Annotated in this window: 17 protein-coding genes and 1 pseudogene; 2 read left to right on the forward strand and 16 right to left on the reverse strand. The window is 28.3% G+C overall.

Features of this window, described 5'->3' with window-relative positions; translation table 11 throughout:
• Positions 1–359: 359 nt before the first annotated feature.
• Together Fi14EGH31_RS15640 and Fi14EGH31_RS11870 are read right to left on the reverse strand one after the other, a co-directional pair.
• The gene (locus Fi14EGH31_RS15640) at positions 360–470 is read right to left on the reverse strand and encodes a CD1871A family CXXC motif-containing protein (RefSeq protein ID WP_318025949.1); all 111 of its coding nucleotides are present in this window, start codon (positions 468–470) and stop codon (positions 360–362) included.
• A gap of 325 nt (positions 471–795) precedes the next feature.
• On the reverse strand, positions 796–1,449 hold the full coding sequence (locus tag Fi14EGH31_RS11870; protein WP_227408475.1) for a hypothetical protein: 654 nt from the start codon (positions 1,447–1,449) through the stop codon (positions 796–798).
• 264 nt (positions 1,450–1,713) lie between these two features.
• Here Fi14EGH31_RS11870 and Fi14EGH31_RS11875 point away from each other — a divergent pair, with 264 nt between their 5' ends.
• Positions 1,714–2,004 carry a transposase gene (locus Fi14EGH31_RS11875; RefSeq protein ID WP_117845053.1) on the forward strand — a complete coding sequence of 97 codons (291 nt, stop codon included), beginning with the start codon at positions 1,714–1,716 and terminating at the stop codon, positions 2,002–2,004.
• An 11-nt stretch (positions 2,005–2,015) separates the two neighbouring features.
• A complete protein-coding gene (locus Fi14EGH31_RS15735) occupies positions 2,016–2,285 on the forward strand; it encodes an IS3 family transposase (RefSeq protein ID WP_396132940.1) in 270 nt (89 codons plus the stop codon).
• Here Fi14EGH31_RS15735 and tnpB read toward each other — a convergent pair.
• From tnpB to rsgA, 14 genes and pseudogenes are all read right to left on the reverse strand, one after another.
• Positions 2,241–2,435 carry an IS66 family insertion sequence element accessory protein TnpB gene (tnpB, locus tag Fi14EGH31_RS15740; protein ID WP_396132911.1) on the reverse strand — a complete coding sequence of 65 codons (195 nt, stop codon included), beginning with the start codon at positions 2,433–2,435 and terminating at the stop codon, positions 2,241–2,243. The two genes, Fi14EGH31_RS15735 and tnpB, sit on opposite strands and share 45 nt — an antisense overlap.
• Complete coding sequence (tnpA, locus tag Fi14EGH31_RS11890; protein ID WP_200764843.1) at positions 2,375–2,695, reverse strand: IS66 family insertion sequence element accessory protein TnpA; 321 nt, start codon at positions 2,693–2,695, stop codon at positions 2,375–2,377. Before tnpA ends, tnpB begins: the two co-directional genes overlap by 61 nt.
• 385 nt (positions 2,696–3,080) lie before the next feature.
• Positions 3,081–3,575: pseudogene (locus tag Fi14EGH31_RS15790) on the reverse strand (DUF7601 domain-containing protein); the annotation flags it as partial.
• Positions 3,563–3,856: a Spy0128 family protein gene (locus tag Fi14EGH31_RS15745; protein ID WP_200765395.1), complete on the reverse strand. Its 294-nt coding sequence runs from the start codon at positions 3,854–3,856 to the stop codon at positions 3,563–3,565. The gene Fi14EGH31_RS15745 and the pseudogene Fi14EGH31_RS15790, both read right to left, overlap by 13 nt.
• A gap of 191 nt (positions 3,857–4,047) precedes the next feature.
• On the reverse strand, positions 4,048–4,638 hold the full coding sequence (locus Fi14EGH31_RS11900; RefSeq protein WP_022000839.1) for a rubredoxin-like domain-containing protein: 591 nt from the start codon (positions 4,636–4,638) through the stop codon (positions 4,048–4,050).
• A 155-nt stretch (positions 4,639–4,793) separates the two neighbouring features.
• The gene (locus tag Fi14EGH31_RS11905) at positions 4,794–5,654 is read right to left on the reverse strand and encodes a YitT family protein (RefSeq protein ID WP_118473340.1); all 861 of its coding nucleotides are present in this window, start codon (positions 5,652–5,654) and stop codon (positions 4,794–4,796) included.
• Positions 5,642–6,538, reverse strand: a complete 897-nt coding sequence (locus Fi14EGH31_RS11910; protein WP_117346425.1) for an AEC family transporter — start codon at positions 6,536–6,538, stop codon at positions 5,642–5,644. Before Fi14EGH31_RS11910 ends, Fi14EGH31_RS11905 begins: the two co-directional genes overlap by 13 nt.
• A 1-nt stretch (position 6,539) precedes the next feature.
• Positions 6,540–7,655 carry a M20/M25/M40 family metallo-hydrolase gene (locus tag Fi14EGH31_RS11915; RefSeq protein ID WP_117865153.1) on the reverse strand — a complete coding sequence of 372 codons (1,116 nt, stop codon included), beginning with the start codon at positions 7,653–7,655 and terminating at the stop codon, positions 6,540–6,542.
• Positions 7,656–7,684: 29 nt separating this feature from the next.
• Entirely contained in the window at positions 7,685–8,971 is a 1,287-nt protein-coding gene (locus Fi14EGH31_RS11920; RefSeq protein ID WP_234697787.1) for a PTS sugar transporter subunit IIC, read from the reverse strand.
• Positions 8,972–8,980: 9 nt separating this feature from the next.
• Positions 8,981–10,387 carry a family 1 glycosylhydrolase gene (locus Fi14EGH31_RS11925; RefSeq protein ID WP_200764844.1) on the reverse strand — a complete coding sequence of 469 codons (1,407 nt, stop codon included), beginning with the start codon at positions 10,385–10,387 and terminating at the stop codon, positions 8,981–8,983.
• A 113-nt stretch (positions 10,388–10,500) separates the two neighbouring features.
• Complete coding sequence (locus Fi14EGH31_RS11930; protein WP_117865149.1) at positions 10,501–11,394, reverse strand: MurR/RpiR family transcriptional regulator; 894 nt, start codon at positions 11,392–11,394, stop codon at positions 10,501–10,503.
• A gap of 793 nt (positions 11,395–12,187) precedes the next feature.
• Positions 12,188–12,784 carry a thiamine diphosphokinase gene (locus tag Fi14EGH31_RS11935; RefSeq protein ID WP_200764845.1) on the reverse strand — a complete coding sequence of 199 codons (597 nt, stop codon included), beginning with the start codon at positions 12,782–12,784 and terminating at the stop codon, positions 12,188–12,190.
• Positions 12,781–13,431: a ribulose-phosphate 3-epimerase gene (rpe, locus tag Fi14EGH31_RS11940; RefSeq protein WP_022001663.1), complete on the reverse strand. Its 651-nt coding sequence runs from the start codon at positions 13,429–13,431 to the stop codon at positions 12,781–12,783. The genes Fi14EGH31_RS11935 and rpe overlap by 4 nt, the downstream gene beginning before the upstream one ends.
• Entirely contained in the window at positions 13,424–14,299 is an 876-nt protein-coding gene (gene rsgA, locus Fi14EGH31_RS11945) for a ribosome small subunit-dependent GTPase A (RefSeq protein ID WP_107030153.1), read from the reverse strand. The genes rpe and rsgA overlap by 8 nt, the downstream gene beginning before the upstream one ends.
• Position 14,300 lies beyond the last annotated feature (1 nt).

Here is a 14,300-nt window from a genome sequence, read left to right on the forward strand (position 1 = left end):
TTTTTTATTCCACAACTAATTGTATGCATTTTTGCATCGTCCACATCTGATACATTCTAGATGATTACAATTTTCAACTGGATCTATATTCATTTAGCAAACTTTTTCACATTACCGCAACTGATGCACTTTTCTTCGTCTAGTCTATGCCTGAATACTGAAATTGGGCTAATAACTGAATAAATAGCTTCCAAAGTCCAAGCATACCAATTGGACTAATAAGCTTACAAAAATATGGAGACCCTTGTCCTAAAATATCAACTAAAAATAGAGGAAGTATTATTACAAATACAATCAATATTATATATTTCAATTTTCTCAAATTCTTATCAAGCTTAAATGTCTCAATTTTTTTAATTCTATCCAATTCCAACACACTCCAAGCAAATTCTTATTGCCTTCTCCAATTCAACTCTAGTCGCTCCATGACTATATCCATAGTAAGTCACAGTCATATTAATAAAGACAATTACTAAAGAGAAAGTACGGCCTTTTTAAAACTAATTAACCATATACCTTTCACCGCTTTACATTTACTTATTTTTTATTTTTGTTAATTCTTTTTCAATTACTCCCTTGTTTTCACCATTATCATCAACATTATCTGTAACAACACTAACAATATTAAAACATTTAATTTTTATTTCGTTCTAAACCTCAACTAAATTTGGAATCTCTTTTACACAAACTTTACGCTAAATTGTAAATACGTTTACCATACTTCTCAAAATATTTACTTGTAAAATCCTAACCATTTATGTCTTTTAGTAATAGTTTACGTAAATTCCTAACTGATTATTTTTTAAATGCTTCTGTATTTTCTAAATCAGTTTTTTCTGATAGAACAAAACCGTTTTTAGGACGTTCTTTTTTTTCTATAATTTGAATCTCAGTTTTTTTAAATTCATTCAGAAGTTTAATTTCAGATTCGCTGTTCGTACTAAAATAGCAATCGTATTTTCCATCACTTGAAACTCCTATTTTAGTATGAGTATCACATTTTGTCATTTTAGATATTTTTTCTTCTGCTGTATTTTTTTCAAATATACCAATAGTTCCAATTCTTTTAAGCCCATTTTCCCATTTTTCATAACCACCTTCCTTTTTATCAACAACTGCTTTTTTTTGCTCTTTAGTCATTTTATTAAAAGTTAAAAAAGCATATTTTAATTCCTTATTTATAGGACTTTGATCATCTAACATCGCTATCTTTTTATCATTCATATACTTTTTAAATTTATTTGAAAGTTTAAATTTAAGACCTAAATATTCATAAACATATTCTTTTTTTGTTTTTAAAGTATAATCTGATGGCTTAAATGTTGCATTTTTATCCTTTTTGTTAGTTGACGTACCCTTCTCTTCAGAACTTATTGATTGTCCTTCTTTAATTTTATTGCTTTCATTACTTTTTTTACACCCAACTGTACTTAAGCTCAAACATAACATAAGTAATAGGAATGCACCTCTGGCTACTTTTTTTCCATAATTTTATCCTCCTTTATTTTTTAAACAAAAGCCTTTTATAACTACTTTCAATAATATTATACACACCATTTATGAAACGTTGATGAAATACAATTTTTTATTTTTCCAAACCACAGTATAATAATATAAATATTGATGTTAGTATAAAAACTGTACAAGTTAAATAGAAGAATTAAACATCATTTGGTACAATGTCATAAGTAAAAAAAGAAATGGAGAAAGACTATGACAAAACCAGTATTTGATGATGAATTTAAACAAGGAGTTGTAGATTATGCTAACCAACATCCTGAAGAATCCAAAGTTTCTATTGCTAAAAGTTTTGGTATTGCAGATAGTACAATTCATAAATGGATAAAAGATGCAAATAAAAATGGCAATAAAATTGAGTCTCGAGGATCTGGTAATTTTTCTAGTGATGAGGCTAAAGAAATTGCAAGATTAAGAAAAGAATTAAAAGATACACAAGATGTGTTAGAAGTGTTAAAAAAGGCTATTGGCATACTGGGAAAATAAACAAAACAGATATTTATAAAGCAGTCAAGGAAGAAAAGCAAAAGAAAACCCATAAGGAATCGCATGAAATATATGGATCACCAAAAATAACAGAACTACTGAACAAAAAGGGTGACAAGGTAAGTCAAAATTATGTTTACTCGATCATGAAGGAAAACAATCTCAAGGCAAAATATATTAAGCCATATATTCAAACAACGATTAGTCATGATTTCTCTTACAAACTAAAAAATCTATTAAACAGACATTATAATCCTACGAAGCCAAATGTAACTTGGTGAAAAATCAGTAAAAATAAACAGGCTATGATCCAAGACATTCATGCTGAACTGAGATGTAACAATCAAAGTAAGATCATCAATTTGTTTTCTCATGTCACAAAACCGCTTGGCAACATAAATATTTTTGATTTCATCATTATTGATAAGCATAGCAGGTTCTCCAATAAAATCTTGAAATTTTGTTTGGAACAGAAAATACGATGACGGTCAATATCAAAATCAATAACATCATTACTTTTATCAATGATGACAGGAATAAAAATATTTTCTTCATCAAGAATCAAAGCCTTTTGTTTATAGAAGCTGGAAATACAAATAGGATTGTCATTACAATACTTTTTAATTGTCAAACCACTTTGTTTCTGTGCTTCGATAACTTCCTTCCATTTTTCTTTTCCTCTAATTATCAAAAAAGATGCGCCTCCTTATTAAGTACATCCTTATTGTATTGAATTCATCCATTATTTATTTGACACTTACAATTGAATAACCTATTTTAGTAATTGTTAAATTACTTGCACACTTTTCTTGACAAACTCTTTTGAATAAAACTATTTCAAAGATATAATATTTTTTTCATAAAGAAAAAGGCTCTTATACTATACTATAGCAATCATCTATGATATAAAGGCCTTTTGTTTATCTATTGTAGAAAACTTACAAATTATTCAGACATTTTTTCTTTTTAGCAACAGCTAAAACAATGATTGCACTTGCTAATAATCCAGCTAATACGATAAATGGCATATTGTTTGTGATAATTCCTGTTACTGCTACATCTTTATAAGTATTGACAAATGTTACTCTATTTTCTTTTTCACCTACTAAGTTTGTTTGTCCTGTTGCAGCACTTGATAAATCACCTGCATCTGTTCCTGCTTTATCTGCGTTTTGTTTACCGTCTTCGATGACTGTTACTTTTGGTGTATATCCATCAGTTTCACCAACTTCGACTGCGTTGTAGCTTGTCCCTGCTGGTAGTTTTTCAAATACTAATTGTTCACCATCACGTAATTGGAATTCTTTTTCTTCTCCATATGTAAATTTTACTTCTTTATTTCCAATTTTTCCGATGATTGTTTCATCTTTTGCTGTCTTTGCTTTTCTTAATGTTAATCTGAAAGTAAAGTTTTTAGTTTTATCTGCTAATTCTCCTACTGTTTGTTTTTCTACAACTAAGGCTTGATTTTCTTTAAAATCTTCCCCACCATTTTTTTCATACGTATTTTTAAATGATAACTTATCTGGTTTTTCTCCAGTTTCTGTATCTACTACAGTTATAGATTTAATGTATGTAGACTATCTGTATTGTTTGCTACATAAACTCTTAAACGATATTCTTTTGTAGAATATGTCATTCCTTTATCAGTACCTTGAGTTTCTTTTACTGTATATTCATATGGCCCTGCATGTGGGAATGCTGTAGCAAAATTTAACTTAGATGTTTTTTCAACATTATAAACACCACCAGTTTCATTTCCTTTAGCTTCTGCAAACTCTAAATTTTTTGTAACTGTTGCTTGTGCAGGCGCTGCAGGTGGGAAGGATGCATGTTTATTTAAAGTTATAATTTAGATAGTGTATAGTAATAATAAAAAAGGCGTTGCTAAATATTTATATCTAGCAACTTAATACTATCATACTTCAACAAATATCTTTCACATTTTTTTGATTATAATATTTTAATTTTTGAGAATTTAATTACTACTGTAGATAAAAAGAGCTCATTTCAATTGAGCCCTTCTATAATTCAATAATTCTATTATTTCCCAAAATATCTATCTAATAAACCTTTTAAAGCTTTACCATGTCTAGCTTCATCTCTAGCCATTTCATGAACAGTATCATGAATTGCATCTAAGTTATTCTTTTTAGCACATGTAGCAAGTTCAACTTTACCAGCTGTTGCTCCAAATTCACAATCAACACGCCAAGCTAAGTTATCTTTAGTAGTTGCTTTCATATTTGGTTCTAAGTCTTCTCCTAACATTTCAGCAAATTTAGCAGCATGTTCTGCTTCTTCATAAGCAGCTTTTTCCCAATATAAACCAATTTCAGGATAACCTTCTCTATGAGCAATTCTTGCCATACATAAATACATACCAACTTCTGAACATTCACCTTCAAAGTTTGCTTTTAATTGATCAAAGATATATTTTTTATCTTCATCACTAATATCAGGATTATTTTTTACAGTTTTAGCGTAAATACCATATTCATGTTCTGCCGCTAATTTCATTTCACCTTTTACTTCTTCAAACATGTCAGCTCCTACATGACATACTGGACATTCAGCTGGTGCTGCATCTCCTTCATAAACATATCCACATACTTTACATACAAATTTAGCCATATTTCTTTTCTCCTTTTTTTAATTCCTTATTAGGAATGATTACTACTTAAGTATAACATATAATTCTCCATTGTCAATCTCTTTAGAAACATTATTTAACTCTTTCTATTATTATAACTCTTTTTTAAAAAGAAAAAAGCAATCTTTCAATTGCTTTAATCAATCGGTGGGCGATAAAAGCCACCAAAAAAATTTTCAGTTTTTATAACATTAACAATAATATGAGAATCTACTGTTTTCATTAACTCTACAATATCTAAAACCTCATAACTAGAAACAACTGTATGTAATAAATACATCTTTTCATGACTATATCCTCCAATAGCTTCAACACATGATATTCCATGTCGATAATTTTTAATATATTTATTCATCACAGCTTGTGCTTTTTTTGTTGTTACCTGTAAAGTAACACGTTCATAACGATGATAAAATGAATCTATTGTTCTAGTAGAAATAAATTGAAATAAAATAGAATATCCTGCATGGATCCAACCAAACATAAATCCAAAAATCAATAATATAATTGAATTAAAAATAAAAACATAGCTCCAAATCGATTTTCCTTTTTTATTAGAAATATATAATGCAACAAAATCTGTTCCTCCTGTTGAAGCATTCATTTTTAAAACACCTGCTGTCATCAATCCATAAAGAGTTCCACCAAAAATCACATTCAATAAAGTATCATCAAAAAAAGGTGGAAAATGAATTATTTTTAAAAAGAAACTTGCTAGAAAAACTTCTAATAAAGAAAAGAACGTAAATCTAGGACTAATACTTTTATAACATAAAATAGCTACTGGTACATTTAATACAATCATTCCTAAAGAAGTAGAAAATGAGAAATGAAAATAAGTTGATGTAATCTTTTCAATCAATATCGCAACTCCTGTAAATCCACTTGATAATAAATTAGCTGGTTGAATAAAGACTTTGATGACATAAGCTTGTACAAAAGCACCTAAAATAACTGTTATCAATGTTAAAAAATATTTTTTATTTAAATGAAACATAGAGCCACCACCGGTATTGTTATAATTGATAATAAAGTTGATAGAAAAACTGTTTTTGCTGCTAAAAATTCATTTTGTTGATATCTTTTCGCAAATAAAACAGCACCATTAGCTACAGGCATCCCTAAAATAATCATCGTCATTGCTTGAATCATTGTATCTTTGATAAGAAAATGAACTAATGGTGAAAAAATCATTGGAATGATTAAATCAATGAATATTGTAAATAAGTAAATCTTTCTATCGAGTAATATTTTCTTGATAGGATATTTAGAAAGTGTTGCTCCAATAATAATCATTGCTAATGGTGTTGTCATATTACCTATCAATTGAATAGGTTGTAACAATGTTTCAGGTAATGATATTGAAAAAATATATAATAACACTGCAATCAATGAAGCAATAATTCCTGGCGTAATGAGTTTTTTTATTTGAAATGATTTATTATTTGACATAATCATCATTCCTAAAGTAAACAATGATAGATTAAAAGGCATATTGATTAAAGCTGTTAATAAAAGCGATTGTTTACCAAATAATGATTGTAATAGAGGAAAACCAATGAAACCTACATTAGGGTAGATTATCATAAATAAATAGAGTGATTTATCTTTTAAAGAACTTATTTTCAAACACAAATAAGCAAAAATAGGTAATATAATAATTAAAATAATCATTGATAAAAATAAATCTTGATAAGGAATACCATTTTTATTGGCACTTACAGATGAAATAATTAAACAAGGCATTGTTATATTTAAAACAAAACGATTCATTTTATCAATAAAACTCTCATCAAAATCTTTCATTTTTCCTAAGATAAAACCTAAAACAATCATCATAAACAATTGTAAAATTTTATTAATTACTAAATAAACATTCATTTTAATCCCTAAAATATTCTAAAATAATATTCATCATGACTTTAAAACCTATCTTATAAGAATCTAAATCAATCCATTCATCATAAGTATGTGCTTTTTCTCCCATTAAAGTTCCAATCGTATTAGCACATATTCCATAAGATAAAGGAATATTTGAATCTGTACCATTAGCACATTTTTCTACATCATCTAAATAATATTCTTTAATCAATCTCACATTATGATCTGTAAATTTTTCAAATTTCTCTTGATTTAATAAACCATTTCCAGGTCTTACTCCTAAAATTTCAATTTCTACATTTGAGTAGTGTGAAACAATTTCTTGAAATTGTTTCTCCATGATATCTAAACAGTTTTGCATAGAAGAACGATATTCATAGAGTAATGTAGCTGTAGAAGCAATTGCATTAATTGTTGTTCCACCTTCTATTTTTCCAAAATTATAAGTTGTTTTAGCTTCTGTTGGTATTTGTTGATGACTTAATTCATACATAATTTTACTTAAAGTCTCAATAGCATTTTCTTTGCCAAAATCAGCATAAGAATGTCCTCCTTGACAATGAACAGTCAAACGATAACGTTTAGAACCTACAGCACTATTTGTACACTGATTCAAATATCCATCAAAAGAAATAAATGATTTAATACGGTTTTTATACTGTTCAACAATATAACGACACCCATTAGAATTTCCTAAACCTTCTTCACACGTATTTAAAACAAACAAAATACCTGTCTTTCCATGTAAATGATGAAGGTGAATATAATGAATCACTTGCATTAAATGAACAACATTAGCTGTATCATCTCCTACTCCTGGTCCATATAAATAATTCCCTTTTTGTGTTATTTTTAACGGTTCCATATCAGCAAAAACAACATCAAGATGCCCACAAAATACAGCAATATCTTGATTATCATCAAACATTTTAATAACAACATTATTCATCTTATCAATTGTTGTCTCAATACCTCTTTCTTTAAACCACTGTTTACAAAATTGTGCTCTTTTTTCTTCATGATAAGATGGTGCTGGAATAGTTGCTAACTGTTTTAAAAGTTCTATAGAATAATCAGCTTCTTGTTCAACATAATCTTCTTCATATTTATATAACATATTTTCCCCCTATATTAAAGAAAAGGCAATTATGCCTTTTCAATAGATTCCTTTTTGACTTCTTGTTTATCTAACATTTTAAAGAATGGATAATAGATAGCCATTGAAATTAATAATAATACAATTTGTAATAAAGCTCCTCTAATACCACATAATAAGAAACCTGAAATAATTGGTGGTGTTGTCCAAGGAACTTCGACCCCAATACTTACTGGGACTAATCCAATATATGTAGAAGCATAAGTGACAATTGCCATTGTAATATTAGCAATCACAAATGGAATAGCCATAATTGGATTTAAAACAATTGGCATACCAAAGATCAATGGTTCATTAATATTAAATAATGAAGGAATTAATGATAATTTACCTAAAGCTTTATATCTAGATGATTTAGCAGTAAAGACAATAACAAGTGCTAATCCTAAAGTAGCTGCAGTTCCTCCTAATTTAACAAAGTTAGCAATAAATTGATAATTGACAATATGTGTAGCAGCTTTTCCAAGTCCAATTGCTGCAGCGTTTTCAGCAGATAATGATCTCCAAATAGGATTCATTACTGAAGAAACAATACTTGATCCATGTAAACCAAAGATCCATAAAATTGATTCTATTAATAAAACTAAAATTGTAGCTGGTAATGTACTACCAATAGATTGTAATGGTTGTTGTAACATTGTAAAAATGAAATTTTGTGCACTTTTGAAACTTGTCATTTCAAAACCAATTCTTACAAAGTTAAAAATAATAAAGATAATAACTACTGGAATTAAAGCTTCAAATGGTTTAGCCACATTTTGAGGTACTGAATCTGGTAATTTAATTGTCCATCCTTTTTGAACAACAAATCTAAAGATTTCTACTGCTAAACAAGTTGTAATAATTGCTAAAAATAATCCTGATGCACTAAAATTATCAAGTGGTAATCCTTTTAGTCCATCTTCTGTTACTAAAACAGGTGTTAACATGAAGATAGCAATAAATGATACAACAATTGATTCTCTTGTATCTACTTTATAAAAATGTGCAAGAGAACGTGCAATTCCTACAACTACATAAATTGACATGATTCCATAACTCATACGATAAGGAACCATAAATATTTGACTCCAATTTTCCCCTAAAAGCCCTGTCATAAGTTCACTATAACCATTAATAGGAATACTTGTAAAAAGCAAGAATAAGGAACCAACAATAATAACTGGCATTACGCCAAAGAAACCTTCTTTAATCGCATTTAAATAACGATTTGCACTTACTTTAGATGCAAATGGCATCAGTTTTTCACCCATTTTATCAAAAAAACTATTCATCATTTTCTCCTCCTATTCAAATTTTGTTTGTCCATTGGTTTCAATTACTTTCTTATACCAATAAAATGATTTCTTTCTATATCTTTTTAAACTTCCATTTCCTTGGTCATCTTTATCAACATAAATAAAACCATATCTTTTCTTCATTTCTCCTGTTCCAGCAGAAACTAAATCAATACATCCCCATGTTGTATAACCAATAACATCAACATGATCAATTTCTATAGCTTGTTTTAAAGCCTCAATATGTTTTCCTAAAAAATCAATACGATATTGATCATCTACAGTACCATCTTCATTAAGTTGATCAACAGCCCCTAATCCATTTTCAACAACAAATAATGGTATTTGATAACGATCATATAATTCATTAAGTGCAACTCTTAATCCTAAAGAATCAATATGCCAACGCCAATCCGTAAGTTCTAAATAAGGATTACGTCCTTTAGCATTAATTGAACCATCTCTTTGATAAGAAACAATAGAAGAAAAATAATAACTAAAGCCAATAAAATCAACCGTTCCCTTTCTTAATATTTCTTCATCACCCTCATCAATAATCAATTTTCCTCCCAATTGTTCTTGTTTAGCCAAACATGTATTCGTATAAAATCCTCTACACATCACATCTAAATAATAATGTGTAAACAACATATATTCTCTTTTAGCTATTTGATCTATTGGTTGGCAAGTTGCTGGGTAGCTTTCTGGATATTGAACCATACAACCAATTTTAAAATTTGGATTAATTTGGTGTCCTAAAATAACTGCTTTGGCACTTGCTACAAACATATGATGACTTGCTTGTAAAACAGTTGATGCCTTATCTTCTCCTTCTTGAAAAAGAATACCAGCTTGATGATAAGGATTTTTCTTATTCATCGTTTCATTAATTTCATTAAAAGTCATCCAATATTTTACTTTATCTTTATAACGTTTAAAAATTGTTTGACAATAATTCATAAAGAAATCAATCATTTTTCTATTTCTCCATGAACCATATTTTTGAACTAAATGTAATGGTGTTTCATAATGAGAAATCGTCACCACTGGCTCTATATGATATTTTAATAATTCATCAAAAACTTGATCATAAAATTTTAATCCAGCTTCATTCGGTTTTTCTTCATCTCCTAGAGGAAAAATACGTGTCCAATTGATAGACATTCTAAAGCATCTAAATCCCATTTCCGCAAACAAAGCAATATCTTCTTTATAATGATCATAAAAGCCTGTTCCTTCATGACTTGGATAATAAGTATGAGGATGCACACTCTCATGTATTTCTCGAGGATGATCAATATTTCCTCCCATCTCTACATCGGCAATACTTAATCCTTTTCCATCTGCAAGGTAACCACCTTCATATTGATTAGCTGCTGTTGCACCTCCCCATAAGAATTTATCTGATATTTTCATTTAAAAAGCCCTCCTTCTATGGTTATTAAAACATAGAAGAAAGGCTTTTATAATTGAATAGCTTTCGTTTTTAACAATGTTTAAAAATTTTAGAATTAAATATTTTTTATTATTTAACACTGTTTAGATTCATCCATTAATATTGGATTTGAAGAATGTCTTGTACTTTCTGATTTAGATGTAAGTTGTAATTTTTTATTAAAATTATTTTCATAATCTAAAGAAAAATAAGAAGCATACAATAAATCCAATAAAAAATAAATAGATAAATTACTATTAAAATTTGCAATATTATGCGTTAAATTTTCTCTTGTAGAAATATACAATTTAGCATCACTCATTTGACTTAACGTATTTTCTCCAAAAGAAGTTAAACTTAAAAAAGGAATATTTTTCTTTTGACATGTTTTTGCCATATTGATAAGTGTCTTGGTTTCTCCAGAATAAGAAATAAAAATCACACAATCCCCTTTAGGAATACAATTTACTTCATAACGTTGATAATTTAAATTATTAGTAATATATACATTCTTTCCTATTTTCATCATTTTTTCTTTAAATGATTCTGCTATATTTAAAGCTGTTCCATATGAATAAATATGAATATTGTTATTATTATTTAATAATTGAACAGCTTTTTGAAATAAATCATGATGTAATAAAGATAATGTATCTTTAATTGTTTCTTCATATAAAGAACCCATTTTATTAGCAATTTTAAAAATAGTATCTCCTTGATCAAAGGGTAAATTAGGATCAACTGCTCCAAATTGTTGATTTAAATACTCAATTTCACTTAAATAAGCCTTCTTAAAGTTATCAAAACCTTCAATACCTATTTTCTTACATAAATTTAAAACAGTCGCTGGTGATGTATAAGTTTCTTTAGCAATACTTCTTGCTGAATAATTTTTTATCTTTTCTCCTAATTGAATAATAAAATCAGCAATTATAATTTCACTTTTAGAAAAATCAACTTTATTTGTTAGTTTATCAATTAATAACATACCATCACATCCTTTTTGATATCATAGCATATAATAAAAAAGAAAACAAAAACACAGTTTTTCTACAAAAAATCTTTTCATGTTATTATATAAAAACAAACACCCTCCATTAATTTATTTTATATAAGAATTATTTGCTTCTCTTATAAAACATTTCTAATTTTGAAATATTATCAAATCATATCTGATTTTCGCCAAAAAAGGCCTTCTGAACAAGCTATCTTTTGCATAAGTACCTGTATTTCCTTTGATGGATTATACACTGTTAAATTTAAGTTATCCCACTCAAAAACCACAAGAACAGTTTCATCTGGAAGCAATATATTCAACCAACCTGAATGGTTATTCATGATTGTATTGATTGCATCCTCTAATATTTGTAAAGATGGTCGGTCAATCCAATCATCCAATTGTATAGATACATGATAATAACACATTAATTTTATAATGATATTTACAAATTTATCTTTCAGCAAAAAATGTTTATCACTATTGAGTAAATAACATTCCACATCAAAAAATGTTTATCACTATTGAGTAAATAACATTCCACATCAAAAAATTGTCCTCTTGAACTTGGTTTTACCTGTTCAGGAAGAAAATCTATCACATAGCATGGCTTCTCTAATAATTCTTCAATTTTACTTACTGTTTGTTCCACTTTAGTTCACCCATCCTCTTTTAAATATTCTTCTTATAATATAACACTTTATTCTAAAAACATCTTTTACACCTGTCCATTTATTAAATTTAATATCTTATTTGGTAAATATTGAGCAATCAAAAAAGATGCCTAAGCATCCCTTGATTGAACTAAAATAATATTTCCACTATTTTCAATAATAGCGTATTCACCTTTGACTTCATTAGAAACACAAAGAGGATCTTCTCTTTTTAAAAGATAACGATCTAAAGTATATTCTGCTTGATCAATAGAAATAATACTCTCATTTAATGCAAACAATGAGAAATAATAATATCCTTGATTATAAATATAATGTTTACCTGGTTTTAATAATTGAATACAGTTTTGTTGATCAATAACTTTTAACTTTATATATTGATATTTTTCTAATAAACACATCACTGCAAAGAAATGATCGAGACGTCCACCGGTAGCCCCATAGATTTCAATTTCATCATAACCTTTTGAAATTGCATATTCGATAGCTGCATGCGTATCTGTCACATCTTTTCTTTCCGGTAAAATTTGAATATTTAGATTTTCTAAAGTTTGTCTATTTTGTAAGGAATCAAAATCTCCTATGGCAAACTTTGGCGTAATTCCTTGTTTCAATAATTCTTCCACACCATGATCCACCCCAATGTATTCTCTGTCTTGAGGAAGTATCATCTTTTCTAAATGTGTTGCACATAACGCTATTTTCATTTTAAAGAAGTAATCCTTTGTGTGTAATCATCACTATTAAATACATAACTTCCAGCAACTAAAACATCTACTCCTGCATCTTTACATTGTTTTCCAGTTGTAGCATTAATACCACCATCTACTTCAATTAAATAGTGTGCACTATTTTCTTTTCTTCTAGTAGCTAGATCTTTAATTTTATCAAGAGCAATTTCTTTAAATGATTGTCCACCAAACCCCGGTTCAACTGACATCACTAAAACAACATCTAATAAAGATAAATAATCTTGAATAGCATCAACCGGTGTATTTGGTTTAATACTTATTCCTACTTGTACATTATTTTCTTTAATATGATGAATAAGTGCTAAAGTATCTTCTTTATTTTCCATTGCTTCAATATGAAAAACAATTAAATTTGCTCCACTTTTAATAAATTCATCTACATACTTTTGAGGTTCACTGATCATTAAATGAACATCTAAAAATAAATTTGTTACTTTAGAAACATCTTTTAAAATACTATATCCAAAAGAAATATTAGGTACAAAATGTCCATCCATAACATCATAATGAAGCCAATCAGCTTTTCCATTTTCAATTTTTTCAATATCATCTTTCAAACAAGCAAAATTTGCTGAAAGAAGAGAAGGTGCAACTTTAATCATATCGTTTCTCCTTTTTTTCCTTTAATTCTTTTAACATTGTTAAATAATGTTCATAACGTTCTTTAGAAATCTTTCCTTCATCAACAGCCTCTTTAACAGCACAATGAGGTTCACTATCATGCAAACATCCTCTAAACTTACAATCAGTAGCATATTCATCAAAATCATGATATGCTCTCGCTGCTTCTATTGGTTCCATCTCTAATTCAAGAGATGAAAAACCAGGAGTATCTGCTACATAACCATCATATAAATTCATGAGTTCAACATGTCTTGTCGTATGTTTCCCTCTTCCAAGAGCTTTCGATATTTGATTTGTTTCTAAATTCAAAGAAATATCTAACGCATTTAAAAGCGTTGATTTACCAACACCACTTTGTCCAGTAATCACAGTCACTTGATCTTTAAAGATTTCCTTGATTTCATCTATTCCTTTATTTTGTTTAGAACTTGTTTCAATCACAGTATACCCTGCATTTCTATATTCTTGAATATATTGATAAATAGAGTCATCCCCTTCAATATCCATTTTAGAAATAACAATGATTGGTCTAATATGATAGTGTTCTATCAATAATAAGAACTTATCTAATAATATTGTTGAAAAATCAGGCTCTTTTCTTGAAAAAACAAGTAATGCTTGATCAATATTTGCAATCGGTGGTCTTCTTAAAACATTTTTTCTCTCTAATATTTTGAGAAGGTAACCATCATCATGGTTACCTTTTTGAAATTCTACAAAATCACCAACAACTGGTTTTATATCTTGTTTTCTAAATTTTCCACGGGCACGACATTGATGAACTTCATGACCATCATCAATGTAATAAAAACCAGCTAATGCCTTGACAATACGCCCTTTATCTATG

The sequence above is a fragment of the Faecalibacillus intestinalis genome (genome assembly GCF_015097455.1).
In the GTDB taxonomy this organism is placed as follows: domain Bacteria; phylum Bacillota_I; class Bacilli_A; order Erysipelotrichales; family Coprobacillaceae; genus Faecalibacillus; species Faecalibacillus intestinalis.

Excerpts from the sequence above, each read along its gene's own strand:
- Fi14EGH31_RS11870 (WP_227408475.1), bottom strand. The coding sequence starts at position 1,449 with ATGTTATGTTTGAGCTTAAGTACAGTTGGGTGTAAAAAAAGTAATGAA.
- Fi14EGH31_RS11875 (WP_117845053.1), top strand. The coding sequence starts at position 1,714 with ATGACAAAACCAGTATTTGATGATGAATTTAAACAAGGAGTTGTAGAT.
- tnpB (WP_396132911.1), bottom strand. The coding sequence starts at position 2,435 with ATGCTTATCAATAATGATGAAATCAAAAATATTTATGTTGCCAAGCGG.
- Fi14EGH31_RS11900 (WP_022000839.1), bottom strand. The coding sequence starts at position 4,638 with ATGGCTAAATTTGTATGTAAAGTATGTGGATATGTTTATGAAGGAGAT.
- Fi14EGH31_RS11905 (WP_118473340.1), bottom strand. The coding sequence starts at position 5,654 with ATGTTTCATTTAAATAAAAAATATTTTTTAACATTGATAACAGTTATT.
- Fi14EGH31_RS11910 (WP_117346425.1), bottom strand. The coding sequence starts at position 6,538 with ATGAATGTTTATTTAGTAATTAATAAAATTTTACAATTGTTTATGATG.
- Fi14EGH31_RS11915 (WP_117865153.1), bottom strand. The coding sequence starts at position 7,655 with ATGTTATATAAATATGAAGAAGATTATGTTGAACAAGAAGCTGATTAT.
- Fi14EGH31_RS11920 (WP_234697787.1), bottom strand. The coding sequence starts at position 8,971 with ATGATGAATAGTTTTTTTGATAAAATGGGTGAAAAACTGATGCCATTT.
- Fi14EGH31_RS11925 (WP_200764844.1), bottom strand. The coding sequence starts at position 10,387 with ATGAAAATATCAGATAAATTCTTATGGGGAGGTGCAACAGCAGCTAAT.
- Fi14EGH31_RS11930 (WP_117865149.1), bottom strand. The coding sequence starts at position 11,394 with ATGTTATTAATTGATAAACTAACAAATAAAGTTGATTTTTCTAAAAGT.
- Fi14EGH31_RS11935 (WP_200764845.1), bottom strand. The coding sequence starts at position 12,784 with ATGAAAATAGCGTTATGTGCAACACATTTAGAAAAGATGATACTTCCT.
- rpe (WP_022001663.1), bottom strand. The coding sequence starts at position 13,431 with ATGATTAAAGTTGCACCTTCTCTTCTTTCAGCAAATTTTGCTTGTTTG.